Source organism: Chromobacterium phragmitis (assembly GCF_003325475.1).
GTDB lineage: Bacteria > Pseudomonadota > Gammaproteobacteria > Burkholderiales > Chromobacteriaceae > Chromobacterium > Chromobacterium phragmitis.
This window is the reverse complement of sequence record NZ_CP029495.1, coordinates 3846600-3872216: the sequence shown is the minus strand read 5'-3', so window position 1 is coordinate 3872216 and position 25617 is coordinate 3846600. Positions and strand designations below refer to the sequence as shown.

General features: G+C 63.3%; 20 protein-coding genes. 5 read left to right on the top strand and 15 right to left on the bottom strand.

Going from position 1 to position 25617, the window contains the following annotated elements:
* Positions 1-26 precede the first annotated feature (26 nt).
* Positions 27-1268, top strand: coding sequence for a hypothetical protein (locus DK842_RS18450; RefSeq protein WP_145964081.1), 1242 nt, complete (start codon positions 27-29; stop codon positions 1266-1268).
* Positions 1269-1398: 130 nt separating this feature from the next.
* On the opposite strand, the gene DK842_RS18445 is transcribed toward DK842_RS18450, so the two are convergent.
* From DK842_RS18445 to DK842_RS18420, 6 genes are all read right to left on the bottom strand, one after another.
* Entirely contained in the window at positions 1399-2586 is a 1188-nt protein-coding gene (locus tag DK842_RS18445; protein ID WP_114062772.1) for a metallophosphoesterase family protein, read from the bottom strand.
* A gap of 34 nt (positions 2587-2620) precedes the next feature.
* On the bottom strand, positions 2621-4507 hold the full coding sequence (locus DK842_RS18440) for a c-type cytochrome (protein WP_114062771.1): 1887 nt from the start codon (positions 4505-4507) through the stop codon (positions 2621-2623).
* Between the two features lie 75 nt (positions 4508-4582).
* Positions 4583-8038: a GMC family oxidoreductase N-terminal domain-containing protein gene (locus DK842_RS18435; protein ID WP_114062770.1), complete on the bottom strand. Its 3456-nt coding sequence runs from the start codon at positions 8036-8038 to the stop codon at positions 4583-4585.
* Positions 8039-8341: 303 nt separating this feature from the next.
* Entirely contained in the window at positions 8342-9655 is a 1314-nt protein-coding gene (locus DK842_RS18430) for an aerolysin family beta-barrel pore-forming toxin (protein ID WP_114062769.1), read from the bottom strand.
* A gap of 264 nt (positions 9656-9919) precedes the next feature.
* On the bottom strand, positions 9920-11482 hold the full coding sequence (locus DK842_RS18425; RefSeq protein WP_114062768.1) for an alkaline phosphatase D family protein: 1563 nt from the start codon (positions 11480-11482) through the stop codon (positions 9920-9922).
* Positions 11483-11593: 111 nt separating this feature from the next.
* A complete protein-coding gene (locus DK842_RS18420) occupies positions 11594-13195 on the bottom strand; it encodes an NAD(P)/FAD-dependent oxidoreductase (protein ID WP_114062767.1) in 1602 nt (533 codons plus the stop codon).
* A 341-nt stretch (positions 13196-13536) separates the two neighbouring features.
* Between DK842_RS18420 and DK842_RS18410 the strand changes: the two genes are divergently transcribed.
* The 4 genes from DK842_RS18410 (at position 13537) to DK842_RS18395 (ending at position 17903) form a co-directional block, all read left to right on the top strand.
* A complete protein-coding gene (locus DK842_RS18410) occupies positions 13537-13857 on the top strand; it encodes a hypothetical protein (RefSeq protein WP_114062765.1) in 321 nt (106 codons plus the stop codon).
* A 91-nt stretch (positions 13858-13948) separates the two neighbouring features.
* The gene (locus DK842_RS18405) at positions 13949-15160 is read left to right on the top strand and encodes an EAL domain-containing response regulator (RefSeq protein ID WP_168194920.1); all 1212 of its coding nucleotides are present in this window, start codon (positions 13949-13951) and stop codon (positions 15158-15160) included.
* 24 nt (positions 15161-15184) lie between these two features.
* The gene (locus DK842_RS18400; RefSeq protein WP_114062763.1) at positions 15185-15694 is read left to right on the top strand and encodes a molybdopterin-dependent oxidoreductase; all 510 of its coding nucleotides are present in this window, start codon (positions 15185-15187) and stop codon (positions 15692-15694) included.
* 4 nt (positions 15695-15698) lie between these two features.
* On the top strand, positions 15699-17903 hold the full coding sequence (locus DK842_RS18395) for an ATP-binding protein (protein WP_114062762.1): 2205 nt from the start codon (positions 15699-15701) through the stop codon (positions 17901-17903).
* Between the two features lie 73 nt (positions 17904-17976).
* On the opposite strand, the gene DK842_RS18390 is transcribed toward DK842_RS18395, so the two are convergent.
* From DK842_RS18390 to bamA, 9 genes are read right to left on the bottom strand one after another with little or no spacing between them, the layout of a single operon-like run.
* On the bottom strand, positions 17977-18192 hold the full coding sequence (locus DK842_RS18390; RefSeq protein ID WP_021477844.1) for a hypothetical protein: 216 nt from the start codon (positions 18190-18192) through the stop codon (positions 17977-17979).
* Positions 18193-18218: 26 nt separating this feature from the next.
* Complete coding sequence (locus DK842_RS18385; protein ID WP_114062761.1) at positions 18219-18722, bottom strand: DNA-deoxyinosine glycosylase; 504 nt, start codon at positions 18720-18722, stop codon at positions 18219-18221.
* Position 18723: 1 nt separating this feature from the next.
* Positions 18724-19323: a ribonuclease HII gene (gene rnhB / locus DK842_RS18380; RefSeq protein WP_114062760.1), complete on the bottom strand. Its 600-nt coding sequence runs from the start codon at positions 19321-19323 to the stop codon at positions 18724-18726.
* Positions 19314-20486 (bottom strand): lipid-A-disaccharide synthase, encoded by a 1173-nt coding sequence (gene lpxB / locus DK842_RS18375; RefSeq protein WP_114062759.1) that lies wholly within the window; start codon positions 20484-20486, stop codon positions 19314-19316. The genes rnhB and lpxB overlap by 10 nt, the downstream gene beginning before the upstream one ends.
* 4 nt (positions 20487-20490) lie before the next feature.
* Positions 20491-21267 carry an acyl-ACP--UDP-N-acetylglucosamine O-acyltransferase gene (lpxA, locus tag DK842_RS18370; protein ID WP_114062758.1) on the bottom strand — a complete coding sequence of 259 codons (777 nt, stop codon included), beginning with the start codon at positions 21265-21267 and terminating at the stop codon, positions 20491-20493.
* A 2-nt stretch (positions 21268-21269) separates the two neighbouring features.
* On the bottom strand, positions 21270-21722 hold the full coding sequence (fabZ, locus tag DK842_RS18365) for a 3-hydroxyacyl-ACP dehydratase FabZ (RefSeq protein ID WP_114062757.1): 453 nt from the start codon (positions 21720-21722) through the stop codon (positions 21270-21272).
* On the bottom strand, positions 21715-22761 hold the full coding sequence (gene lpxD, locus DK842_RS18360) for a UDP-3-O-(3-hydroxymyristoyl)glucosamine N-acyltransferase (RefSeq protein ID WP_114063796.1): 1047 nt from the start codon (positions 22759-22761) through the stop codon (positions 21715-21717). The genes fabZ and lpxD overlap by 8 nt, the downstream gene beginning before the upstream one ends.
* A gap of 49 nt (positions 22762-22810) precedes the next feature.
* Positions 22811-23296: an OmpH family outer membrane protein gene (locus DK842_RS18355; RefSeq protein WP_114062756.1), complete on the bottom strand. Its 486-nt coding sequence runs from the start codon at positions 23294-23296 to the stop codon at positions 22811-22813.
* A 17-nt stretch (positions 23297-23313) separates the two neighbouring features.
* The gene (gene bamA, locus DK842_RS18350; protein ID WP_114062755.1) at positions 23314-25608 is read right to left on the bottom strand and encodes an outer membrane protein assembly factor BamA; all 2295 of its coding nucleotides are present in this window, start codon (positions 25606-25608) and stop codon (positions 23314-23316) included.
* Between the last annotated feature and the right edge of the window lie 9 nt (positions 25609-25617).

The following is a 25617-nucleotide window of genomic DNA, read 5'->3' as shown; positions in this document are numbered from 1 at the left end:
GCCCCATGCTTTCCAGGAGCTTTGCCATGAGAATGCGATGCTTGATGCTGGCCTTGTGCGGCCTGATGGCCGGCTTCGCGGCGCGCGCCGCCCAGCCCCCCCTGAACGCCAACGACTGGAACTTCGTGCTGGTCCCCGCCTTCGAGCGCGGCGCGGACAACAACCTGACGCCTGCCGGTCTGAACCACTCGCTGCGCTTCGGCCAGCTGCTCACCAGCCTGACCGCCGGCAAGCTGGGCCAGCTCAAGCAGGTCTATGCGCTGACCCTGTCCGCTGACGGCGCGGACATGACGCCGCTGGAGAGCATACAGCCCTACGCGCTCCTCAATTACCAGCCGGTGAAAGTGGTCCGGCTGAATGCCGGCGGCCCGTCGGATTACAACTCCCCGGCCTATTTCGTCCAGCAGCTGCAGGCCACCCAGCCGCGCGGCATCTACGTGATGGCGATGCCAGAACCCTTGCGGACAACCGTAGCCAAGGCCTTGACCGGCGCCGTGCCGCCCGCGGACGGCCGCAGCTACCTGGTGGCCTCAGGCCAGGCCGGCGCATTAAAGCTATCCGCCTATCCCGACCAGATCGCCAAGGTGTCCGCCTACCCCGACATCGCCCTCCCTCCGCGCTCGGCCTGTCCGCAAACGCCGGTCACGATCAAGGCGAAGCCGCCCGCCACGCTGCGACCCTACACTTCGCAAACCGCCTTGCTGGTCAGGCACGTGGAGGCGCACCCAGGCGGGAGTTTCGAAAACGGCAACTACGTCTGCCAGGGGCAGTGGCGGGCGCTGGGCGCCAACCGCATCCTGCTGGACAAGATCGGCCGCAAGCCGGATTACGTGTACACCTCCGATCCCGGCAACATCATCGACTGCGGCGCGGCTTGCTCCTACATCCGGCCCTCGCTGACGGTCGCGCCTTTCGCCATCCAGTACCGGCTGCCGCTGACGTTGGCGCCGTTCCAGTGGGAAGATGCGGCGGACCTGGCGATGGCGCTGTTCGACCGCGACTCGCCCTATTTCAAACGCCCCGCCGCGGGTTCGGCCATCCTGGTGGGCTGGGAGCACGCCCACATCGAAAAAGCGGTCAAATACCTATTCGGCGTGGTCTACCAGGACCCCAAAGCCGCCGCCCGCATTCCCGCCTGGAGCTATGAGGACTACGATACGGTCTGGGAACTGTCCACCGACCGCGACGGCGCGCTGACCTTCCGCAACAGTTGCGAGGGCATCTCCACCGCCGCGCTGCCCAGCACCTGCCCGGCCTTTCCTCAATAAGCGCGCCGGCCAAACCATGACAAAGGCTGCCTCACGAAAAGCAGCCTTTGTCTTTGCCGGGTAGCCGGCGAGTGCCTTCCCGTTCATTCCTCCATTGCGCGCGCCGCGGGCGACCTTGCCTGGCCGGCCGTCAGGATGGCGTCCAACGCTTGCCGCCGTTTTCGTCGTAGAAGATTTCCGTGATCGAATCGCCGTTCAGCTCCAGTCGCACGAAGCCATTCAGCACCCGCTCCGGGTATTGGCTGTCGTCCGCCGAACGGTCCTCCGACCACGCCACCTGCGGTTTGCCCTGGAGAACCTTGGCCGGGCCGTAGGGAATCGCGCCGTGGCCCACGCAGCGCCCGCGCATGCCGCCTTGCGGCGCGTAGCAGATCACATTGTGCAAATGCCCCCAGTACCAGTAGTCCGGCTCTCGCCCCAGCGCGGCCGTCACTTCGTCGTAAAGCGGGGTTTTGGCGCCGCCGTCTATCGAATAGCCCTGATGATGGGACAGCAGCATGATCCTGCCTTGCCAACCGGCCGCCACGGCTTTCAGCCAAGCGGTTTGCGCGTCGCCCAACGCGCCGTCCATGTAAAGATTGAACTTTTCCGACCAATAGGCGGTGTCCAATCCCAGTATCAGCCAGTTGTGGTTGTACAGGCTGAAGTAACTGGTGCCCTGCTGCAGCGGAAAGCGCAGGCCCAACTCCTTGAAGTAGCCGAACGCGCCGTTGTACATCTCGTGGTTTGAGTTGAGCGTGAACTGCCCGTGCGCGCCAGCCGGCCAGGCGGCGAAGTCGCGCAGCTCGTCAGGGCCGGAGCCGGCGTAGTAGACATCCCCCAGATGCACGGAGTAGTCGGCCGGCAACGCGCTCATCGCCTTGGCCACCTTGGCGGCGATGTAGTCGCCCGTGCCCCAATCGCCGGCGATGTTGAGGCTGACCTTGTCCGGCATCGCCACATGGTTCGGCTTGCCGGCCCATGGCGCGCGGCTCAGCAAGTGCTCAAACCACTCCACCAGCGCCTCGCCCCACAATGGGTCCAGCAGTTCCCATTTGCGGCAGCCCAGCAAGGTGCCGTCGTCCATCACCCGCGTGGGCAGTTCCGCCTCGGTGGACGGCAAATGCCGGCCCTCGACCACGCCCTCCAGGATGGACAGGCCATGGGCGAACTCCCAGGGAATGTCCACCGGCGCGGTGGAGCCGCTGTCTATCAGGTCCAGCGCCTGTTGATGCACCTGCTTTAGCCGCTCGAACAGCTGCTGCTTCTGCTCCAGCGCCTGCTGCGCGCCGGCGAGGTCATCCTCTACCCGCTTGCGCCAATCGTCGAACATGCTCATGTTCCGCCTCCGCTCGCTCTCCGGCCATTCCGGCTCACAAGGTTTTCATGTACTCGATCAGGTCCCACTTCTCGCTGTCGGGCAGATCGGTTCCGTACTCGTGGCCGGTGTTGTGGTTGCCCGGCAAACGGGTGTCGAACTTGAAATAGCCGCCGCCCTTGGTCTCCGGACCGGCGGTGCTGAAGCCGACATTGCGGGTGTCGAACACGCTGGAGCCGCGATAAAAGGCCTTGGGCCGCTTGTCCGGCCTCTGCAGCAGATCCCACAATGTCGGCACCGAGCCATTGTGCAGGTAAGGCGCGCGCAACCAGATGCCGTCGGTCGGCGTGTTGCTGTAGCTCTGCGTCTTGCGGTAGGCGCCGAAATCGAACGGCGGCTTCTTGAACTCGTGGAATTTGTCCACTAGGCCGACGGTGAAGGAGTTGACGCGGTAGGGATCGGTGCCCAGTTCATCCAGGCCTACCGTCACCTGCCCGGTGTCGGTCTTGCCGAAATCGTGGCAGCTGGCGCAATTCTTCTCCCACAGCGCCTGGCCGCGATGCGCGCGCACCTGGTCCAGGCCGCCGAACGGCCACTTGGGCGAAGGATGTATCAACAGCCAGTCGGTCACGCGCTTGAACTCGGCCGGCAGCACCGACTGCGGCGTCGCGCCCACCGCCATCGCCGCCGCGTAGTTGCGCTCCTTGATGTCGTTGTTGTTGCCGTCCCAGTGCAGGTACAGCGACTCCCGCGGTTTCTGGTTCCAGATCTGCGGCAGATCGACAGTGCCGATGGTGGAGTCGTCCGGGAAGCCGAACACCGCCATCTTGGTGGGATTGAAGGTATCGGTGCGGCCCGGTCCCTGCACCGGCCTCAGCTTCTGCCAGGCGTACTGCTGCTTCTGCTTGAGAAAGGCCTTTTGCGTGGCCGGCACGATCAGGAAGCGGTAGAACAGCTTTTCCACCACGCCCAGGTCGTAGCGCTGGTCGATGGCGCTCATCACTTTGGCGCTGAAGTCTGGATCGCCGGCGCAGTCGTACAAGAACCACTGGAACGACTCCAGATTCAACAACGCCGCCGGCGCGGTGGGCACCGGCATCGGCACGTCGTCGGCGCTCTTGCGGTACTGGCCGGTATGGCACAACGCGCAATTAGGCTCCACCGACGGATAGCCTATCTGCCGCTTGGCCAGGCCGATCGGCAGATCATGCCCGCCCTCGTAGACGAAGCCGAAGGCCTGCCAGCCAGTGCCCAGCTTGGGCATGCGCTGCGCGCACACCTGCGGCAGCACCGAAAACACGTACAAGGGAATGCGCGCGTCCGGCCCCAGGCCTATCGCCGCGTACTTGAAGTGGTCCACGTCGGACGCCAGCGGCGGCTGCGGCACTTCGCGCAACAGATTGGCCCAGGCCTCGTAGCCGATGAAGGCCAACACCAGCACGACAACGATGGCGATCTTGCGGCGGGCGCCGGAAAAACACTTGGCCAGGCAACGCCACAAGCCGCGCAGGCCGGCGCGGATCAACGGCCAAGGCCTTTGCTCCGCCGGCAGGCCGGCATACAGCAGCGCGCCCAGGATCGCGAACATCGCGGCGTCGGCGTACAGCAAGGGCTTGAAGGCGTCCGGATAGCCTGAGGTCTGGATCAGGTAGATCCAAAACGCCACCGCGATCAGCCGGGACAGCACGCACAGCCAGGAATACACCGGATAGCGCGCGGCGTTGACGCCGGCCGGCGCGTAAAACAGGCTGACCGCCACCAACAGCATGCCGGCGTTCTGCAGCCACGGGTACACCGCCTGGCTGGGCAGGCCGAAGCTGCTGTTCAGGAAGTCCGGCCAGAACAGCGCCGGGATGGCGAACACCATATTGATGGCGATGCCGATCCAGATGAAGCGCTGGAACCAGCGCAAGCCACATTCCGCGCAACGAGTCTTGTCCATGAAGATGTCCTTGTGAAGACGGCGTCGAATGGCCGGGACCGGCCGGGACCGGACCGCGGCCCCGGCGTTGTCGCCTCAGCCGCCTGCGGTCTTGTCCAGGTGGGCGACGATGGCCGGGTAGACATCGGCCGCCGCGTTCTTGCCGAACATGCAGTCGATATGGCCGTAGCCCGGCACCACCAGCCGGCTGTAGCGCTCCGGCCCGAAACGCTCCACCAGCTTGTCGTACGTGCGCTCGGTGCTTTCCGGCAGGTAGCACTCGTTCTGCCCGCCGCTGATGAACAGGATGGGCAGCCGCAGCCGGTCGAAGTGCGGCATGTAGATGTCCGCGCCGTCGAACGCCACCAGCCTCCCCTCGCGGCACATACGCGCCAGATGCTCCATCGTCCGCATATTGGCGATGCCGAACAGCTCCTGCAGATTGTCGTGCAAGGTCTCGTTCAGGGTTTCGTGACGGTACAGCGGCGCGTACATGAAGGTGATGCGGTGGCAGACCGGGTTGTTGCAATAGCCCTGCGCCTCCGCCAGCGCATAGCCCTTCAGCGCGGTGTCGTACAGTTTCTCGAACCAGTTGGAGTCGGACGCGGTATAGGCGGTCAGCGATTGCACGCCAAGCTTGTCCAGCACCGTCGGCAGATGCAGGCCGGTCTTCACCTGGGTGGCGGCCGGCACCACGATGTCGGCGGCGATCTGCGAGCACACCACCGATCTCACCCCCTCCAGCCCGGCCAGCATGGACATGAAGAAAGTAGTGGCGCCGTAGCAATGCACCACGCACTGCACATCGGCCGCGCCGGTGGCTGCCCGTATCGTCCGGATCGCCGCCGGATAGTCGTAACGCGCCACCTGGTCGCCGTCCCACTGCTGCTTGCTGGCTTCCAGCAGGATGCTGACGCGGAAGTCCAGCAGCCACACGTCGTAGCCGTGCTGGTACAGGTACTCCAGCAGATTGGTGGAGATGGTGTCGGTGGAGAAGATGTTCGACCCCACGCCCAGACCATGCACCAGCATCACCGGCCCCTTGCCGCCGCCGTTGTAGCGGGTGAGCCGCAAGTTGACGCCGTCGTCGGTCGGGAAGAACGCCACCTCCGGCGCGCCGACGTTGAGCGGGCGCTTCTTGCGCGGCGGCGCGTCCGGATTGAAGTAGACATTCGGCGCCAGCACGCCGCCGTAGCTCTCCCACAGCACGCCGGCGAAATACTCGCCGAAACGGGCCAGCTGCTTCAACCGCTCGGCCTCGCTGGAGACGTTGAGCACCTTCATCGTGGTCATCTGCCGGGCGAAGTCGGCCGGCTCGATGTGCAGCACGCCGCTGCCGACCACCTCGCCGCCGTCGTCCACGCCCCGGTACACCGTCACGTACAAGGTGCTGGTATCAGCCCAGATCTTGAGCGGGCCATGATCGCTGGGCACCGACTTGAATGCGCTGAAGAAGTACTCGGCCCCATCCTCGGCGCTCAAGCGCATCTTGTAATTCATGTGGCGCTCGCCCACCTGCTGCGGATACTCCTCGAACAGGTTGAACACGCCATGGCTGACCGTCAGCGGCAGCGCCGACAAGGCCGGCGCATTCAGCGTGCCGACAATGGTGGCCGGATGGCTAGGGTCGGAAATCAGCCGGTCCAGATCGTCGGACGCCACCGTGACGGTGAAGCCCATGGCCGAACCGGCGTCCCGGCCGGCCTGGGCCGCCGCCTCGTACGCGGCCAGATCGGTGCCCGCCGGCTGGCGGTGGGCGGTGGAGAAGAAGCCCTTCATCGTCTCGGTGAATTCGATGCCCGGCTTGTCCGACTGCGGCTGGAGCCGGCTGGGCGCCGACGGCAGCGTGTAGTCGATCGTCCAGCCGCGGTCCGCGGCCAGCAGCGCCATCGCCCGCTCGCTGACCGCCGAGATGGTGAACAGCGGGTTCACCGCCAGCGAGGTGGGAATCACCGAGCCGTCGGTCACGTACAAGCCGGGATAGACATCGCGCCCGCTCGTTCCGCTGAACGCCTGGCCCTTGTGGTTGACCACGCCCTGGCCGGCGTCCTCGCCCATCACGCAGCCGCCCAGCGGGTGCACGGTGATCAGGCTGTGCTTGAACAGATCGGTCCAGATCGGGTTGCGCACATAGATGCCGCCCAAAGCCCGGGTGGCCTCCTGCAGCCTGTCGTTGCCGATCTTGAAGTTGGGCTGCTCGCCCACGTCCGGCCAGTCCAGCCTCAACTGGTCGTGATCATCCAAGACCATCCGGCCGGCGCCGTTGTCGTGGCTCATGATCAGATAGGTCTGCAGCCGGTTCATCGCGCCGTGATAGGGGCCGCGCAGCGCGCTTTCCACTTCCCTGGCCGCGTACTTGATCTTGGCCAGCGCGCCGCTTTCCGAAGGCTGGCCCAGCTCGGCCGACGCCGCGGCCATCGCCGGCACCATCATGCCGCCGATGGCGCCGGGAATGGAGCCCTCCTCTATCACCATGCGCCGGCGCCAGCCGCTCTCGTCGCGCATGTCGATGATGGAGGTGATACAGGGGCCGACCGGGCCGATCTCCTTGGCCGAGTGCGTGCCGAAACCGATGCCGTTGATCTTGTCGCCGTTGTTGTAGCCGAAGCCGAGGATGTCGCCGTTGCCGCTCATGTGCATGCCCAGTTGGTCGGACAGCGACAGGCCCTCGGCGCGGGAGCGCAGCAGGATTTCGGTGGAGCCCAGCGTGCCGGCGGACAGGATGACGATGTCCGCCTTGACGAACAACGTCGGCGCGTCGAATTTCTCCCTCCCGGTCCCGACGTACTGGAAATGGACGATCCAGCCGTCGCCGTCCCGTTCCAGGTAGCGCACCGACGCCTGGCAGAATATCTCCGCGCCGTGGTTGCAGGCGTCCGGCAGATAGTTCATCAGCGTGGTGTTCTTGGCATGGTTGTTGCAGCCGGACACGCAGTCGCCGCAATAATTACAGGGTTTCTGTTCGACGCCGACGTGGTTGAGATCGTTCGGCAGCTTTTCGAAAGTGACGTTGATCGGCGGCCGGTAGAAGGCATGCTTGGCCTGGATGCGTTCGCCGGACTTCTGGTTGGCCTGCAGCTTGGGCAATGTGGGCGCGCTGTCCGGATACGGCGTGGGCTTCAGCATCTGCTGCGCCCGCGCGTAGCCCTCCTTCAGCAGCGTGTCCACATGATCGCGCACGCCCTCCGGCCAGCGCGGGTCCTCGAACACCTGCGGCTCCGGCTGCAGCGAGACGTTGGCGTTGATCAGCGAGGTGCCGCCCAGGCCGCAGCCGACGATCACATTCTGCTGCGCGTTGACGTGAAGATCGTACAGGCCGGTGCGGGAGCCCAGGTGGCCATCGGGATGGTGGACCTGGAATTCCTCGGTCGCCTCCGCCAGCGTGTCCGGATATTCGCCGGGAATGATTTCCTTGCCGCGCTCCAGCAAACAGACCGAGCGGCCGGCGCGCGCCATCCTCGACGCGGCGATGCCGCCGCCGTAGCCGGAGCCGATCACCACAATTTCGTAATGCTCCTTGATTTCGGAAATGGGAGACGCGATTCGCACCATTGACTTGCTCCTGGAAAGGACGAACAGTCAGGCCACGAATACCATTGCAGAAGGCGCGGCGCATGGAGCCATGCGCGGTCGCGGATGCCGGCTGATCACCAATGCAGCCGGCTGTATTGTCATTGTGACGACATGATTTTATCTAGGCCAGAACCATGCCGGTGTCAATGGCGTGATTACGCTTTTATGGCTTGCCTTTCTCGGAGACGGGAAACCCCGCAAGCCGATTGAGTGCCTGCGAATATCAAAAATGTCCGGGCATCCCAAAATGCCCGGACATGCTTGCTCACATAGCGGACTCAATCAACGGAACGGCGTCGCTGCGGAAGGTTTCGCTTGCCCCTTGCCAAAGCTGAAGCGCAGATTCTTCACCTTGCCGGAGACATCGTTCAGATCTCCCAATACCCTGTACTGCAGCCCCACCTGCGCGGTGGCGCTGCGCGCGCTCGGGGCGCTCAATGCCGCCGACTTGGCCTCCAGCGGCTCCACCGGACCTGCGCTGATGGTATAACCGGTGGAATCCACCGCGGTGAACACGCCGGTGAATTGCTGCTTGAACTTGCGCTTGGAGATGGCCCCTATCGTGTTTTCTATCGTGCTCTTGCTGTATTGATTCACTGCCCACGGCCAATCCCACTTGGACGTGGCGGGGTTCAGATATTGCGACAGCAGGTCCTGCGCGCCGTTCAAACCGTCCTTGCCCCCAAACTTGGCCAGATAGAACGGTCGGTTGGAAGGATGCCCGTTGAGCGCGTTGTCGCTGTAGCGCAAGAAGTTGTACAGCTCGGCGTCGTAGGTCATGAACATTCGGGAACTGTAGGGAATGTTCGCTTTCTGTTCGAACAAGGTCAGGGTGATCAGCCGCTTGCTCTTGGCTGGCAGCACCGCGCGGTACTCCGCCGTCTGCGACGTGGTGGTGCTGGTGCCGTTGGTTGTGGTCCAGTCCGCGCCAGAGGCGATCTCCACCGCAACCGACGACTCCGCGCCGCCGATCAGCGGCAGGCCGGCGCTCCACTTGTTGGTGACAGTCACCTTGCCGCTCACGGCGATCTTGTCCGCCTTCGACCAACTGACGGTGGAGTCGTACTTCAGGTTTGCCACGCCGGTGTCGGTTTCATTGCCATAGTTCTCCAGCAGCACGGTCACGACTTTGATCGGCTTTTTGTTATACAACTGCGGGGCGTCCAGCTTCATGTCGTCCGGCTCCATCATCCACTGGATATTGGAGAAGGCGATGCGGAATCGCTTGTCCGCCCAATAGCCGCCTGGTCCGTTAGGGTCGTACCTGGCGTTCATCATGTAGCGGTATTTATTATCCGGCATCGACAGATTGTCCAGCATGGTGTCGATGCGGCGATATTCAAACTCCTTGCCTACCAACGTGTTCTGGTTGGTATTGCCGCCCACCCAACCATAACCCATGAAGTGCGCGAGATTCGCCCATGGCTGAAAGAAACTGCTGGATGTGACTATCTTCTGGATAGTCGACTCATTATCCGGCGACATGTCGGAGAACAGTACATCGCTATACTGCGGCACCGTATCCGCAGCCATAACCGGCGGGTGAAAGAAAGCGGACGCCACTGCTACGGACAGCACCAATCTGGTCAGTTGCATAATCTTACCCTTCCATGAAAATCAAGCCGATACCTTTAAAGGCGCAATGAAATATATTGCGATGCAATATGCTTCCATACCCTATCTTGTTGATTAACCGAACGGATCACGCCATGCGGTTCAAAAATCCTACTCCCGCTCATTCATTAATTGCAATAACTGTTAACAATAATTTTGTAAATACGCAGAATACCCTATTGAAATATAAAATCACCAAATCACGCATTGTCGTCATGAGAAATAAATGCCCGAATCACATCGATTTCAATCAGGCCTCAGCGCCTGGACAAACAAGATTCCACCAGCCGCATCCTTCAATCGGACCACCATTTCTCGCGTGCGCGCATCAATATCCACCTGGCCGAAAAACTGCAGCCCCGCCAGCGGCGAGACATTCTGCGCAGGCGGCGCTTTCTGATACACGACTCTGGGGCCGAAGGTCATATCCAGCGCATTCGGCCCGAACGTTCCCGCATTGAGCGGGCCGGACACAAACTCCCAGAACGGATTGAAATCGGCGAACGCCGCCCGTTCCGGGTGATAATGGTGAGCCGCGGTGTAATGGACATCGGCGGTGAACCAGACCACGTTGCGGATGCCCTGGCGCTTGATCTCCCGCAACAGCCAAGCCAGCTCCAGCTCGCGCCCGCGCGGCTGCCCGGGATCGCCGTTGGCCATCGCCTCCCAACGCGGGCCGCCGTCGGCGTTCTTGCCGTCTCCCACCAGCAGCGCCAGCGGCATGTCCGCCATCACCGCCTTCCACACCGCGCGCGACGACTTCAGCCCCTCCAGCAGCCATTGCAGCTGCTCCCGCCCCATGAAGCTGCCGCCCGGCTCGCCCTCCGCTTGCAAATTGGCGCCGTTGGGGTCGCGATAACTGCGCATGTCCACCACGAACACGTCCAGCAGCGGCCCCTGCGGCAGCCGGCGGTATACCCGCTCGCTGTCGCGATCGCCGTAATGGCGCAGCGGCGCGTACTCCATGAAAGCGCGCGTCGCGCGGGCCTGCAGCACGCCTATGCTCTTCTCAAGGTAGCGGGCGTCGTCGGCCAGATTCTTGCTGCCCGACCAGTTATTGACCACCTCGTGGTCGTCCCATTGCCAGATCTGCGGCACTTCGGCGGCGAACCGCCGCACATTGTCATCCAGCAGGTTGTAGCGATAGCGGCCGCGGTATTCGTCCAGCGTCTCCGCCACCTTGCTCACTTCCGGCGTGATCAGGTTGCGCCATATTTTCCCTTCTTCCACCGTCATTTCGGCGGCCATCGGACCGTCGGCGTAGATGGTGTCGCCGCAGTGGACGAAGAAATCCGGCTGCTGCCGGCGCATGGTTTCATAGATGCGCATGCCGCCCCAATCCGGATTGATGCCGAAGCCCTGGCCGGCGGTGTCGCCGGACCAGACGAAGCGCAAGTCGCGCGGCTGCCGCGGTGCCGTGCGGAAACGGCCCAGCAGCGACTCGGACAGCGCCCGCGGCGAAGCGGCGTCCTCGTAGCGCACGCGGACGAACAGCTGCTCGCCGGCCGGCAAGCCGCTCAGATCGATGCGGGTGGTGAAATCGGTGGCCTCGGTGGCCCACGGCCCGCGCAGCTTGCGAGGATCGGCGAAGCGCTCGCTGACATCCCACTCCACCAGCATGCGCGCCGTGCGGTCGGCGCGCGCCCAGATAATCGCCTTGTCAGCGCCCACATCGCCGATCTGGATGCCGGATGCCACTTGCGGCCTCTGACGGTCCGGCACGATCAAGGACGGGCCGGCAATGCCCCCGCCGCCCAACAGCGCTCCGCCGCCGGCTACGGCTGCCTTGAGAAAATTCCTGCGGTCCATTCGCCTCTCCCAAACGAAAAAAGGCATCTTGCCCAAGCAAGATGCCAATCGTTTGACGCGAGGATGAAGATTGCGCGGCGTTCTCGATGAAAACCGCGCGGGCCGGAGGCTTTAGCCTGCCAACATCGCCTTGGCCACCGCCTCCGCCACCTTGATGCCGTCCACACCCGCCGACAGAATGCCGCCGGCGTAGCCCGCGCCCTCACCCGCCGGGAACAGGCCCTTGATGTTCAGGCTCTGGCCATCGTCGCCGCGGGTGATGCGCAGCGGCGAACTGGTGCGGGTTTCCAGGCCGGTCAGCACCGCGTCGTGCAGATCGTAGCCGCGGATCTGGCGGGCGAAGTGCGGTATCGCCTCGCGCATCGCCTCCACGCAGAAATCCGGCAGGATGCGCGCGAGATCGGTCATGGTCACGCCCGGCTTGTAAGACGGTTCCACGCTGCCCAGCTGGGTGGACGCCTTGCCGGCCATGAAATCGCCCAGCAACTGGGCCGGGGCGAAGTAACCGCCGCCGCCCAATTCATACGCCTTGCTTTCCAGCTCTCGCTGGAAGTCCAGGCCGGCCAGCGGGCCGCCCGGATAGTCGACTTCCGGCGAGATGCTGACCACGAAGCCGGAGTTGGCGTTGCGCTCATTACGCGAATACTGGCTCATGCCGTTGGTGACCACGCGCTTCTCTTCCGAAGTGGCCGCCACCACGGTGCCGCCCGGGCACATGCAGAAGCTGTACACCGCGCGGCCGTTGCCGGCGTGGTGCACCAGCTTGTAGTCCGCCGCGCCCAATAGCGGATGGCCGGCGTACTTGCCCCAGCGCGCCTGGTCGATCAGCGATTGCGGATGCTCGATGCGGACGCCTACCGAAAACGGTTTGGCTTCCATGTAGACGCCGCGCCTCTCCAGCATCTGGAAGGTGTCGCGCGCGCTGTGGCCGAGCGCCAGCACCACGTGGTCGCTCAGCACTTCGCCGCCATCCGCCAGCTTGACGCCGCGCACGCGATCGCCGTCCAGGATCAGGTCGTCCACGCGCTGCTCGAAACGGATTTCGCCGCCCAGCTCGATGATTTCGGCGCGCATGTTCTCCACCATGGAAACCAGGCGGAAAGTGCCGATGTGCGGACGGGCCAGGTAAAGGATTTCCTCCGGCGCGCCGGCCTTGACGAACTCGGTCAGCACCTTGCGGCCCAAATGGCGCGGGTCCTTGATCTGGCTGTACAGTTTGCCGTCGGAGAAGGTGCCGGCGCCGCCCTCGCCGTATTGCACATTGGACTCGGTATTGAGCTCGCTCTTGCGCCACAGGCCCCAGGTGTCCTTGGTGCGCTGGCGCACTTCCTTGCCGCGCTCCAGCACGATGGGCTTGAAGCCCATCTGGGCCAGGATCAGCGCGGCGAAAATGCCGCAGGGGCCGAAGCCGACGACAACGGGCCGGGATTTGAGATTTTCCGGCGCCTGGGCGACATAGTAGTAGTTGGTATCCGGAGTGGACGCTACCCGGCGATCGCCCTTGAAGCGGGCGAACAGCTTGTCTTCATTGGCCACATCGACATCGATGATGTAAACCAGGCTCATCACGCCCTTGCGCGCGTCGTAGCTGCGTTTGAACACAGTAAAGCTTCGAACGTCGGCCGCTGGCACTTTCAAAAAATCGGAAATGGCGGACGCCAGCTCCTCCGGCGTATGGTCCAAGGGCAACTTCAGTTCGGAAATGCGCAACATAAAAATCCAGTACGGTTGGTGTCTATTCAACAAGGCCGACATTGTAGCGGCAAACCGCGCTCCCGGCACGATCAGGGTCAAACTCCTCTTTGCAATCGCCCCTCGCTTTGGCTATAGCGTACTGTGGTTCCCGCCACAGGCATGGCTGCTCTCCGCGCCCGCCCTCCGCCAGCAGGGCAATGGACATCAGCCTGCGCGCCAGGCCTGGCCGCATGCCATGCAACGTCACCGGGACCGTTCCCGTCGCCGCCAGCCGCAAAGCCGGAAAGACATCGCCGAGCAGTCTTGGCCCGTCATCCGGCGCCAACCGGCGGGAAGCTTTCGCGCCAAGGAGAAATTTCATGAATCTGGAAATGCTCACCCAGCCGGCGGTGAGGCTGGCGATTGAGGCGCTTCAGGATGGCGACCACGACGCCTGGATGGCTCAGTTCCATCCGGAAGCGACCATGACCGACGACGGCTTGCCCGCCAACTTCCTCAAATTCAGCGAGCATGCGATAGGCCACGAGCGCTTCACCAGCATAGACCGGGTGGAAAATCAGGGACTGGACATTTATGGAGGCTTCCATAGCGACCGCTGGGGCGACTTCAACACCTACTTCAAGTTCCACCTGGACGCCAACGGCAAGATCAACCTGCTGGAAATCGGCCAGGCCAACTGATCGCCAGCCCAGTCCCGCGCCCCCGCCAAACAGGCCGACACTATAATTGCAGCATCCACACCGTATGGCGCGCGCCGCCATGGGAGAAGCGATGCACCAGATACTGGTCGTAGACGACGATGCCGTATCGCAGCAGTTTCTCGTGATGGTGTTGCAACGACTTGGCTATGAGGGCGTGGTGGTCGCCTGCGATGGGCTGGACGCGCTGATTCAACTGGATGCCGGCGACCGGCTATTCGATGTGATCTTCTGCGACCTCGACATGCCGCGCATGGACGGCATCGAGTTTGTCCGCCATCTGGGCGAGCGCGCATTCCGCGGCAAGCTGCTGATCTCGAGCGGCTTCGACGAACGGGTGCTGGAATCAGTGGCTGAGCTTGCCCGCATGTACGACCTGTGGCTGGCAGGCGTGCTGCCCAAGCCCATCAACCATCTGATGCTGCAACGCCTGATCGACCAGCCTCCGCCCGAGGCGCAGCAACTGCCGAGCGCCATGTCCCTGCCCAGCGAAGACGAACTGCGCTCCGGGCTAGACAAGGGAGAAATCCGCCCCTTCTTCCAACCTCAGGTCGCAGTGGACAGCGGCGAAATCCGATCCGTGGAGATTCTGGCTCGCTGGCAACACCCCAGGCTGGGTTTGATCGGCCCGCAACAATTCATCCAGTTGGCGGAGCAGTCCAGCCTGATCACCGAGTTGACCTTGCAGCTGTTGCGCCAGGCGGCTGCCACCATGGACCGGCTTCCCAGCGAAAAGCCGCTTTTCATGTCGATCAATCTCTCTGTCGAGTCGCTGAATGACATCGCCCTGGTTTCCCAATTCGAACGCATTCTCAACAACAGCGGCTTCCCGTTCAGCCGCCTGACCGTGGAAGTAACGGAAACGGGCCTGATGGCCAATCCCACCCGAGCGCTGGAGCTGCTGACCCGCTTGCGGCTGAAAGGCTCCAGGCTGGCGATAGACGATTTCGGCACAGGCTTCGCCAGCATGGATCGGCTTTCGCGCATTCCCTTTACCGAGTTGAAAATAGACAAGGGTTTCGTCATCGATGCCGCCCGCAACCCCACCAATCTCTCCATTGTCCGCGCCAGCGCCGAACTGGGCCGCCAGCTTGCCCTGGATGTCGTCGCCGAAGGCGTGGCCACCGATTCGGAATGGAGGCTGTGCCAAGAGCTGGGCGTGGAAATCGCCCAGGGCTCTTTCATTTCGCCACCGATAGACGCCGAGAGTTTCCGTCGTTGGCTGTTGAAGCACCGCGGCGCTTTCCGCCAGCCAGCCCCCGCCGACCTTTCCGATAGCCGTTGACGATGCCAAGCACAGGAATCCGCCATGCCCTCCCTCATCCGAGCCTTATCGCTGTTGCTGCTCTTCGCCGCCTGCCCAAGCCAGGCCGAGAGCCCATTGTTGGCAAAACCAGCCGGCAAGGTGGTGCTGACCATCAGCGGGCAGATCAGCAATAAGAACCAAGGCAACGACGCGGCGTTCGACATGGCCATGCTCTCGCGGCTGCCCCAGCACACCATCGCCACCCGCACCCCCTGGCTGCCAGGAGTCAGCCGTTTCACCGGCCCTTACCTGCAGGATGTGCTGACGCTGGTCGGCGCCAAAGGCCGCACGCTGCGCGCCATTGCCCTCAACGATTACAAGACCGACATCCCGCTGGAGGATGCCGCTCGCTACCAAGTGGTGCTGGCTTGGCTGCTCAACGGCAAACCGATGTCCGTGCGGGACAAAGGACCGCTGTTCATCGTTTACCCCTACGACAGCCAGCCGGCGCTGCGCTCCGAAGTGTTCTATAGTCGCTCGGCCTGGCAGTTGAAATCGCTGCAGGTGGAGTGAGGCCATGACCCAGGCAAAAGGCCAATCCACCTCTTGGCGCATGCTGGTCGCCATTGGCGCCACTCTGGTTTGCGTGTTCGCCGGCGTCGCCTACATTCAGCATCGCCAGTCGCAAGTATTGACCAGCGCCGTGCTGTACCAGGACGACAACATCATCTGGGCCTATTTCCAGCTGGAGGCGGAGAATCTGCATCTGCAAAGCGCGCTGCACGAGGCCCAGCATCAACAAATCACGCCGGACCAGCTACAGCAGCGCTACGACATTTTCGTCAGCCGCATCGGCATCATCCGCGGCGGCGAATATCGCACTCTGCTGCAGGACCAACCCCTGTATCTGGCGATGCAAAGTCGGCTGGATGCCTTCATTCGCCAGGGCGACGCCTATTTCAGCGCCAACGCCTCTGCCCACGACCCCGCGCGGTTGGGCAGGCTGGAGAGGATAGCGGCCTCGCTGGCCGGCGGCCTGCACGACTTGTCGCTGCAGGCCAACCAAGCAGGCGCCCAGCAGGTGGACAATCGCAACCGCACCATGCAGCAATACATCGCCGTCAGCAACTGGCTGATGGCTTTCGAATGGGTGCTGATCTTCGGCTTCGGCTTCACGGTTATCCGGCAGCTCCGCCAGTTGGACAAGCGCAGGCTGGCGCTGGAAACCCTGACCGGCAGCCTGGAGGAGGCTCGTCGCCAGGCAGAAGCAGGCAGTCTCGCCAAAAGCGCCTTTCTCGCCAATATGAGCCATGAAATCCGGACCCCGCTAAACGGCGTGCTGGGCATGCTGGCGCTGCTGGCGGACAGCCATCCCAGCGCCAGCCAGGCCAATTACATTCGCACAGCGGAGGAATCCGCGCGTCACTTGCTGCTGTTGCTGAACGACGTGCTGGACGCCAGCAAGCTTGAGTCCGGCAAGCTGGAGCTCGCCCCCGTCACCTGCAACCTGGCCTACCTGCTGCGGCAGATTTCCAATCTGATGAGCGCCCAGGCTCAGGCAAAGGGACTGATGCTGAGCCTGGAGATGGCCTCGGCGATCCCTGAGTGGGTGGAACTGGACCCCACCCGGCTGCGGCAGATTTTGCTCAACTTGCTGAGCAACGCCGTCAAATTCACAGAACATGGCGGCGTCACCATCCACGCCTCTTCGTCACCGGGAGAGCTCCCCGGCACCGCCCAGCTCTTGCTGGTGGTGACAGACACCGGCATTGGCATGGACCAAGCCACCATCGCCAAACTATTCAAGCGCTTCTCTCAGGGAGACGGTTCCACCGCCCGCCAGTTCGGAGGCAGCGGGTTGGGGCTGGAAATCTCGCAAAGCCTGGCCCTGCTGATGGGCGGCGGCATTTCGGTCAACAGCGTGCCGGGACAAGGCAGCTGTTTTCAGCTGACCTTGCCGCTGCGGGTCATCCCCGCCCCCGAGGCGCCGCCGGAAACGATCGAACCCGCCGCCTACCACGCCGCGCTGGGCCGGCCGCTGCGCATCCTGGTGGTGGACGACAACGCAGTGAATCGCAAGTATCTGCAAGCCCTGCTTGAGCGTTTGAATCAACAGCCCACGCTGGCCTCCGATGGACTCGAGGCATTGAGCCTGGCCGCCGGACAACCATTCGATCTGGTGCTGATGGATTTGCACATGCCCGGCATGGATGGCGCGGAAACCGCGCGCCGGCTGCGCGCCGAAGCGCAGACGCCCAAGATGCCCATCATCGCGTTGACGGCGGACGCCTTTCCCGAAACGCGCCAGCAAATGCTGAGCCAAGGGCTGGATGATTTCCTGACAAAACCCCTGGGCCGCGACCAATTGCTGGCTGTCCTGCAAAAGTTGTACCCGCCGGAAGCCAGCGCCGCGCCTCAGGCCAGAGAAGAGCCCGCGCTTGACGCGCGGACCATATCGGACTTCATCGAATTGCTGTCGGAGGCGCAATACCGCCAATTGGTGGAGCAATACTTCGCCGGCCATCAGGAGTCTATCCGTCAGCTGCAATCCAATCAGCAGCAGCCTGACAGGGAAAGTTTGTTCCATCTGGCCCACGGCTTGAAGGGAGGCGCGGTGACGCTGGGGTTCGCCAGCTTGGCCCGGCGCTGCCTGGAGCTGGAGCAGCAAGCGGTGCAGTCCAGTTGCGCGCCGGCCCAGCAGATCGCTCAGGTGATCGCCCAATTTCACGCCACCAGGCAGGCCTGCGTCGCGCAAGGACATCTGCGCTGCGAAGTGGATTAGCGGCGGCCCAGGACAGGCTGCATGCTGGACGTCCGGCCGAAGACGCGGCCAAGGTCGGGCATCCGTCCGGACATCAGGCCACCCGAACCAGCCGGCCGCCGTCCTGTTCAGGCGTTTCGAAGCGCTTCCAGTCGACTATCATCACCTGGCTCAAACCGCACTCCCCCGCCAATTGCCCTTCGATCTCCTCCAGCACCTGATGGCTGTGGATCACGCCATTGATGGCGACTTCCGCGCGACGCATCACGCTGTCGTCCGTGGTGACAAACCAGATGCAATAACGGTTCATCGGCAACCCTCCGGCTGGGTGCGAAATTACGCTGACAAGTCTAAATATCGTTCCAATTGGCGCCAGACCGCAAGTTTTGCCTCGTAAGCCAACGTATGCGCCGGACTGGACGAAGGCAAACGCGCAACGGCAAGGTCCAGACCAGCCAGCTGCGTTTCCGCCCTGGCGGCTGCCGCGCCGTTGAAAGCCACCGCCCGCAACGACGGCAGGCTGGCGGCGAAGTCGCTCAAATCGTTATGCCGGATATCGCGCAAGTCGGCGTCCAGGCTGCCCTTGCGGCTCGCCTGCGCCACAACGTCCCACAGGCCCACGCCGGACTCGCGCAAAGCTGCCAGGCGCGCCTCATAAGGCAACGGGGGCAAATCCTTGCCCAACAACTCGCCCAGCAGACGCCAGAACTGATTGCGCGGGTGAGCGTAATACTGGCCGGCGGCCAACGACGCGTCGCCAGGCAGCGATCCCAGGATCAACAGCCGGGTCCGGCCATCCGCCACCGGCGGGAAACAGCGCTTGCCGTCTTGCTCCGCCATGTCAGAACAGGCTTCCCTGATGGCTGGCCAGCCAGGCCTTGACCGGGCCGAAGGTCTTGCGGTGCGCCGGCAACACGCCGTGAGCTTCGATGGCGGCCAGGTGCTCGGCGGTAGGATAGCCCTTGTGGCGGGCGAAACCGTACTGCGGATGCAGCGCGTCCAGCGCCACCAGCTCCGCGTCGCGCGCGGTCTTGGCCAGGATGGACGCTGCGGAGATGGCCGCCACCTTGGCGTCGCCCTTGACGATGGCCTCCCCCGGCACCGGTAAGTGCTTGGGCACGCGGTTGCCGTCTATCTGCGCCAGATCTGGACGCGTCGGCAAACCCTCCACCGCCCGCGTCATGGCCAGCATGGTGGCGTGCAGAATGTTGAGCTTGTCGATTTCGTCGACGCTGGCGCTGGCGATGCACCAGGCCAGCGCGTCGCGCTTGATCAACTCAGCCAGCGCGTCGCGCTTGGCCTCGCTCAGCACCTTGGAGTCGGCCAAGCCCGCGATGGGCTTGTCGGGGTCAAGGATGACCGCCGCGGCGAACACGACGCCGGCCAACGGCCCCCGGCCCGCCTCGTCCACCCCGGCGACATGCCGTCGGCCTAATGGCATCGCGCCACTTCCAGCACCGCGCGCGCCGCGCGATTGGCCGTGTCCTGCCGCAGCGACAAGTGCAGCTCGGTGAAGGCCTTGTTCATGTCGGCGCGGGCATTCGCGTCTGTGAACAAACGCTGCATCTCTTCCGCCAGCTTCTGCGGCGTGGCTTGCTTCTGCAGCAGCTCCGGCACCACGAATCGGCCGCACAGGATATTGGGCAAGCCGACGTACGGCAGCCGGATCTTGCGCTTGACCAGCCGATAGGTGAAGGCGGACAGCTTGTAGCTGATCACCATCGGCCGCTTGGTCAGCGCCACCTCCAGCGTCGCCGTGCCGCTGGTGACCAGCACCACGTCGCTGGCGATAGTCGCCATTTGCGCATGGCCGAACAGCCTACGGATAGGCAGGTCGCGCGCCTTGCAGCGGTACAGCATCAGCTCGAACTGATCCATGGTGGCGCGGGTAGCCAGCGGCACCAGGAATTGAGCGTCCGGATACTGCCTCAGCAGCAGGCGCGCCGTGTCCAGATAGATCGGTGCCATGTACTCCAGCTCGCTCTGGCGGCTGCCCGGCATCAGCGTGAACACCGGCACGTTCTGCGGCAATCCCAGCTGGTCGCGCATCGCCTCCCGGTCAGGCTCCAGCGGAATCTCGCTGGCCAAAGGATGGCCGACATAGGTCACCGGCACCCCGGCCTGGCGATACAGCGGCGGCTCCATCGGAAACAGGCACAGCACATGGTTGGCCGCGCGGCCTATCTTCTGGATGCGCTCCGGCCGCCAGGCCCAGATCGACGGGCTGACGTAGTGCACGGTGGGAATGCCGCCCTTCTTCAGCCCGGCCTCCAGGCCCAGATTGAAATCGGGCGCATCCACGCCTATGAATACATCCGGCCGCTCCGCCAACAGCTGCTCGCGCAATTGGCGGCGGATCTTCAGCAACTCGGGCAGGCTTTTCAGCACCTCGGAATAGCCGCGCACCGCCAGCTTCTCCTGCGGCACCATGCTGCGGAAGCCCCTGGCCTCCATCCGCGGGCCGCCGATGCCGGCGAATTCGATATCGCTGCGGTGCGCGCGCAGCGCGTCCATCAGATGGGCGGCCAGCAGGTCGCCGGAAGCCTCTCCAGCCACCATGGCAACCTTCAAGGCCCCCTTGCGCTTGAACAGTTGATCGCCCATAAGCTCAGCGGATGATGCCTCGCGCCGATTGATCAAAGAAACGCACGAACGGCTCCAGCTCGGCATGGCCTTCGCCGGCCTCGGCCAGAATGGCGGCCTTGGCTTCGTCGTAACTCAAACCCTGGCGGTACAGGGTTTTGTAAGCGTTGCGCACGCGCCGAATCTGCTCGGGCGTGAATCCGCGGCGCTTCATCCCTTCGGCGTTGATGCCGGACGGCACCGCGCGGTTGCCGTGCGCCGTCACGTAGGCCGGAATGTCCTGCGCCACGGCGCTGGCGAACGCCGTCATCGCGTGCTCGCCGACGATGACGAACTGATGCACGCTGGTGAAGCCGCCCAGGAACACCCAGTCGCCGAGACGGACATGGCCAGCCAAAGTGGCGTTATTGGCCAAGATGATGTGGTTGCCGACCTGGCAATCATGCGCGATGTGCACATAGGCCATGATCCAGTTGTCGCTGCCGATGCGAGTGACGCCGCCGTCCTGCACCGTGCCGGTATTGAAGGTGCAAAATTCGCGGATGGTGTTGTTGTCGCCGATTTCCAGCCGCGTCGGCTCGCCGGCGTACTTCAGGTCCTGCGGAATCGCGCCCAGCGAGCAGAACTGAAAGATGCGGTTGTTTTTGCCGATGCTGGTATGGCCTTCGATCACCACGTGCGGGCCCACCCAGCTGCCGGCGCCGATGCTGACGTTCGGGCCGATGATGGAATACGCGCCGATTTCGACGTCGTCGGCGATCCGCGCCTTCGGGTCTACGATTGCGGTCGGATGGATGGCCATGTTCACACCTCGCGGCGGGCGCACATGATTTCGGCCTCGCAGGCCACCTGGCCGTCCACCAGCGCGCGGGCGGCGTACTTGCCGATGCCGCGCTTGACGGTCATCTGCGACACTTCGAACACCAGTTGGTCGCCCGGCACCACCTGGCGCTTGAAGCGGGCATTGTCGATGCCGACAAAGAAGTACAGCTCGTTCTCCGAACGCTCGCCCTGGCTCTTGATCGCCAGGATGCCTGCGGCCTGGGCCAGCGCCTCGATGATCAGCACGCCCGGCATCACCGGATATTGCTCAAAATGGCCGACGAAGAACGGCTCGTTGATGGTGACGTTCTTCAGCGCCTTTATGCGCACATTGGGCTCCAGCTCGGTGACGCGGTCAACCAGCAGGAACGGATAACGATGCGGCAGGCAGCGCATGATCTCGCGGACATCGATCGAGACAGCGTGTTCACTCATGAGGTTCTTCCTTCGATTTTTTCAGTGTTTCCAGTTCCCGCTCAAGCTGCTTCACGCGCTTGGCGAAATCATCCAGATGGCGCACGTGGACAGCGTTGGACAGCCAGTCCTTCATGCTTTGCAATGGGTAGGAGGACGCGTAAGTGCCGGCCTCCTTGATCGATTTCGACACCAGGGTGCCGCCGCCGATATGAGTGCGGTCCGCCACTTCGATGTGGCCGACGAACATCGCCGCGCCGCCCACGGTGCAGCGCGCGCCTATCTTGGTGCTGCCGGCGATGCCGACGCAGCCGGCAATGGCGGTATGCTCGCCGATTTCCACGTTATGGGCAATCTGCACCAGATTGTCTATCTTGGCGCCCTTGCGGATCACGGTGTCAACCAGCGCGCCGCGGTCCACCGTGGTGTTGGCGCCGATCTCGACGTCATCCTCCAACACCACGCGGCCGGTTTGCGGAATCTTGAACCAATGGTCCTTGTCCCAGGCCAGGCCGAAGCCATCGCCGCCGATCACGCTGCCGGAGTGCACGCCGACGCGGTTGCCGATCACGCAGCCATGGTAGACGGTGACGTTGGGGTAAAGCGTGACGTCGTCGCCGATCCGGCAGCCGTCGCCCACCACCACGCCGGGCAGGATGCGGCAACGCTCGCCGATGACGACGTTGTCGCCGATGGTGGCGTTGGCCGCGATCTCGCTGCTGGCCGCGATGCTGCAGCCCTCGCCCACCGCCGCGCTGGGATGGATGCCGGCGCGCGGCGCTTTCGGCGGATGGAACAAGGTGGCCAGCCGCGCGAAATAGAGATAGGGATCGGCGGCCACGATCAACGATCGCTCCGGCAACTCGGCCGCCAGCGCCTCGGTGACGATCAGCGCGCCAGCCGAGCTTGCCAGCATCTGGCGACGGAACTTGGCGCTGGCGACGAAGGCGATCTCGGCAGCCGCCGCGCTTTCCAGCGGAGCCAGCCTGGCGACGGCGAGATCCGGGCCGCGCAGCTCGCCGCCCAGTTGCTCAACAATGTATGCGAGTGTGTAGGACATCAAAAACAAAGCCGACCCGGGGTCGGCTTACTCCGGTAACGGTTGACGATTACTTGTCCAGCTCTTTCAGCACTTGCGGCGTCAGATCGAACTTGGGATTGATGTACACCGCATCTTGCAGAATCAGATCATAGTTCTCGCGCTGGGCGATGTCCTTGACCATGCGGTTGGCCCGCTCGGTCACGCCGGCGAACTCCTCGTTGCGGCGCTGGTTGTAGTCCTCGGCCAGCTCTCGCGACTTGGCGCGATAATCGCGATCCAGGCTCGCGTACTCGCGCTCGAATCGCTTGCGATCATCCGGCGACAGGCTGTTCTTGGCCAACTGGGACTCCAAATCCTTGGCCCGCGTCTCCATCTTCTTCAATTCGTCGCGGCGGCCGGCGAACTCCTTGTCCAGCTTCTTGTAGATGGCGATGGACGCGCCCGCCTCGCGATAGATGCGCTCGATGTTGACGAAGCCCAGCTTGAAGTCGGCGGCGTGCGCGGGCAGCGCCGCCACGCTCAACGCCGCCAGCCACCATTTCCATGCTTTCATGATCTCATCCCGTAAGGTTAGAACGCGGCGCCCAGCTGGAACTGGAAGCGCTGCAGCTTGTCGCCGGTCTCTTTCTTCAGCGGATTGGCGATACTGAATTTCATCGGGCCCATCGGCGACAGCCAGGTCAGCGCCAGACCCGCCGAGTAACGGAGACCGTCGCTGGCGGAGCTCGGCGTATCCTTCCAGTTGGTGTTCCACAGTGTGCCGGCGTCGAAGAACAGGCTGGCGCGCAGCGACTTGTTGTCCTTCATTCCCGGGAAAGGGAACAAGATTTCGGCGTTGGCCACCGCTTTGCGGTTGCCGCCGATATAGTTGTCGCTGGAGTCGCGCGGACCGATGCTGCTGCTATCGTAACCGCGAACCGAGCCCAAGCCGCCCAGGTAGAAGTTCTTGAAGAACGGCAGCTCCTTGGTCTTGCCATAGCCGTCAGCATAGCCCAACTCGCCGTTCAGCATCAGCGTGAAGTCCTTGGACAGCGGGAAGAACCAGGTCTGCTGATGCGTCAGGCTGTAGTACTGCAAGGTGCCGCCCGGCAGGCCGAAGTCGGCGTTGACGCGGATGCTGGCGCCGCGCGTCGGCCACAGCGCGCTGTCGCGGGTATCGCGGCCCCAGCCCACGGTGCCCAGCACGGTGTTGTTCTTGCTGCCGTACTTGTTGACGAAGTCCTTGTACTGCTGAGGACTGTTGTCGTAAGTGGTGATGCTGGTCTGCTCTGCGCCCAGCGTGAAGTTGATTCGGTCGTACTCGGTGATCGGCACGCCGAATCGCACGTCGGCGCCAGTGGTGCTGGTCTTGTAGGCGGAGATCGAGGTGGCGTCCGGGTTGTAGACGCGATTGTACAGGTCGTAACCCAGGCTGACGCCGTCCGGCGTGAAGTAGGGATCCGTGAACGACAGCGAGTAGTTCTTGTTTACCTTGCCGGTGGACATGCCCAGCGACATGTACTTGCCGGAGCCGAAGATATTGCTCTGTGAGATGTTGGCGCCCAGCACCAGGCCCTCGCCCTGCACATAGCCCAGGCTGCCCGAGATGCTGCCGGTGGAGCGTTCCTTCAGGCTGATGTTCATGTCCACCTGGTCCGGCGCGTCGGTCACCGCCGGGGTCTCGACGTTGACGTCCTCGAAATAGCCCAGCAACTCCAACCGCTCCTTGCTGCGCTTGACGTTGGCGGCGTTGTACGGCGCGCCCTCCAATTGGCGCAGCTCGCGGCGGATCACTTCGTCTCGGGTTTTGCTGTTGCCGGCCACGTTGACGCGGCGGACATAGGTCTTGCGGCCCGGATCGACGAAGAAAGTGAAGGCGGCGGTCTGCTTCTCCCGGTCGATGTCCGGCAGCACGTTGACGTTGGCGAAGGCGTAGCCCTCGTTGCCCAGCCGGTCGCTCAGCGCCTTCACCGACTCGGTCACCTTCTCGTTGTTGAAGGTATCGCCGCGCTTCACCTGCAGCAATTGGCGCAACTCCGCCTCCGGCACCTTCAGGTCGCCGGCCAGGCGCACGTCGGACACCGTGTACTTCTTGCCCTCGTGCACGTTGATGATCAGGAACATGTCCTTCTTGTCGGCGCTGATCGACACCTGGGAAGAGTCGATGCCGAACTCCATATAGCCCTGGTTCTGGTAGAAAGCCTTCAGCTTTTCCAGATCGCCGGTCAACTTCTGCTTGGAGTACTGGTCGTCCTTGGTGATCCAGGACATCCAGCCGCCGGTGGTCAGGCTGAATTCGTCCAGCAGCTTGGACTGCGAGAACGCGCTGGCGCCGACGATGCGGATTTCCTTGATGCGCGCGGTCACGCCTTCGTTGATGTCCAGCGTCACCGCCACGCGGTTGCGTTCCAGCTTGGTGACGGCGGGCGTGATCTCAACCGAATACTTGCCGCGGCTGTAATACTGGCGCTTCAACTCCTGGACCGCGCCGTCGAGCAGCGCTTGGTCGAAGATCAGCGACTCGGCGAAGCCGTTGTCCTTCAGCGCCTTTTTCAGCTGATCCTTGCTGAATTCCTTGGCGCCGTTGATGTTGAGCTGGGTGATCACCGGGCGCTCGGCCACGGTGACGATCAGCGTGGCGCCGCGGCTTTCCACCCGCACGTCGTTGAAGAAGCCGGTGCCGAACAAGGCCTTGATCGCCTCCTTGCCCTTGGCGTCGGTGAATGTGTCGCCCACCTTGACCGGCAGGTAGTTGAAGACCGTGCCCGGCTCGGTACGCTGCAGGCCTTCAACGCGAATATCCTTGATCACAAACGGATCTGCAGCCATGGCAACCGAGGCCATGGTCAGGCCCATTGCGGCTACTGCGAGTCGCTTCAATTTCATAGGTGTGTA

Coding starts and splice junctions, on each gene's coding strand:
- DK842_RS18405 (WP_168194920.1), top strand. CDS start 13,949: ATGCACCAGATACTGGTCGTAGACGACGATGCCGTATCGCAGCAGTTT.
- DK842_RS18420 (WP_114062767.1), bottom strand. CDS start 13,195: ATGTTGCGCATTTCCGAACTGAAGTTGCCCTTGGACCATACGCCGGAG.
- DK842_RS18355 (WP_114062756.1), bottom strand. CDS start 23,296: ATGAAAGCATGGAAATGGTGGCTGGCGGCGTTGAGCGTGGCGGCGCTG.
- DK842_RS18425 (WP_114062768.1), bottom strand. CDS start 11,482: ATGGACCGCAGGAATTTTCTCAAGGCAGCCGTAGCCGGCGGCGGAGCG.
- DK842_RS18435 (WP_114062770.1), bottom strand. CDS start 8,038: ATGGTGCGAATCGCGTCTCCCATTTCCGAAATCAAGGAGCATTACGAA.
- lpxB (WP_114062759.1), bottom strand. CDS start 20,486: ATGGGCGATCAACTGTTCAAGCGCAAGGGGGCCTTGAAGGTTGCCATG.
- DK842_RS18395 (WP_114062762.1), top strand. CDS start 15,699: ATGACCCAGGCAAAAGGCCAATCCACCTCTTGGCGCATGCTGGTCGCC.
- DK842_RS18410 (WP_114062765.1), top strand. CDS start 13,537: ATGAATCTGGAAATGCTCACCCAGCCGGCGGTGAGGCTGGCGATTGAG.
- DK842_RS18440 (WP_114062771.1), bottom strand. CDS start 4,507: ATGGACAAGACTCGTTGCGCGGAATGTGGCTTGCGCTGGTTCCAGCGC.
- DK842_RS18445 (WP_114062772.1), bottom strand. CDS start 2,586: ATGAGCATGTTCGACGATTGGCGCAAGCGGGTAGAGGATGACCTCGCC.
- bamA (WP_114062755.1), bottom strand. CDS start 25,608: ATGAAATTGAAGCGACTCGCAGTAGCCGCAATGGGCCTGACCATGGCC.
- lpxA (WP_114062758.1), bottom strand. CDS start 21,267: ATGGCCATCCATCCGACCGCAATCGTAGACCCGAAGGCGCGGATCGCC.
- DK842_RS18430 (WP_114062769.1), bottom strand. CDS start 9,655: ATGCAACTGACCAGATTGGTGCTGTCCGTAGCAGTGGCGTCCGCTTTC.
- DK842_RS18390 (WP_021477844.1), bottom strand. CDS start 18,192: ATGAACCGTTATTGCATCTGGTTTGTCACCACGGACGACAGCGTGATG.
- fabZ (WP_114062757.1), bottom strand. CDS start 21,722: ATGAGTGAACACGCTGTCTCGATCGATGTCCGCGAGATCATGCGCTGC.
- DK842_RS18400 (WP_114062763.1), top strand. CDS start 15,185: ATGCCCTCCCTCATCCGAGCCTTATCGCTGTTGCTGCTCTTCGCCGCC.
- DK842_RS18385 (WP_114062761.1), bottom strand. CDS start 18,722: ATGGCGGAGCAAGACGGCAAGCGCTGTTTCCCGCCGGTGGCGGATGGC.
- lpxD (WP_114063796.1), bottom strand. CDS start 22,761: ATGTCCTACACACTCGCATACATTGTTGAGCAACTGGGCGGCGAGCTG.
- rnhB (WP_114062760.1), bottom strand. CDS start 19,323: ATGCCATTAGGCCGACGGCATGTCGCCGGGGTGGACGAGGCGGGCCGG.
- DK842_RS18450 (WP_145964081.1), top strand. CDS start 27: ATGAGAATGCGATGCTTGATGCTGGCCTTGTGCGGCCTGATGGCCGGC.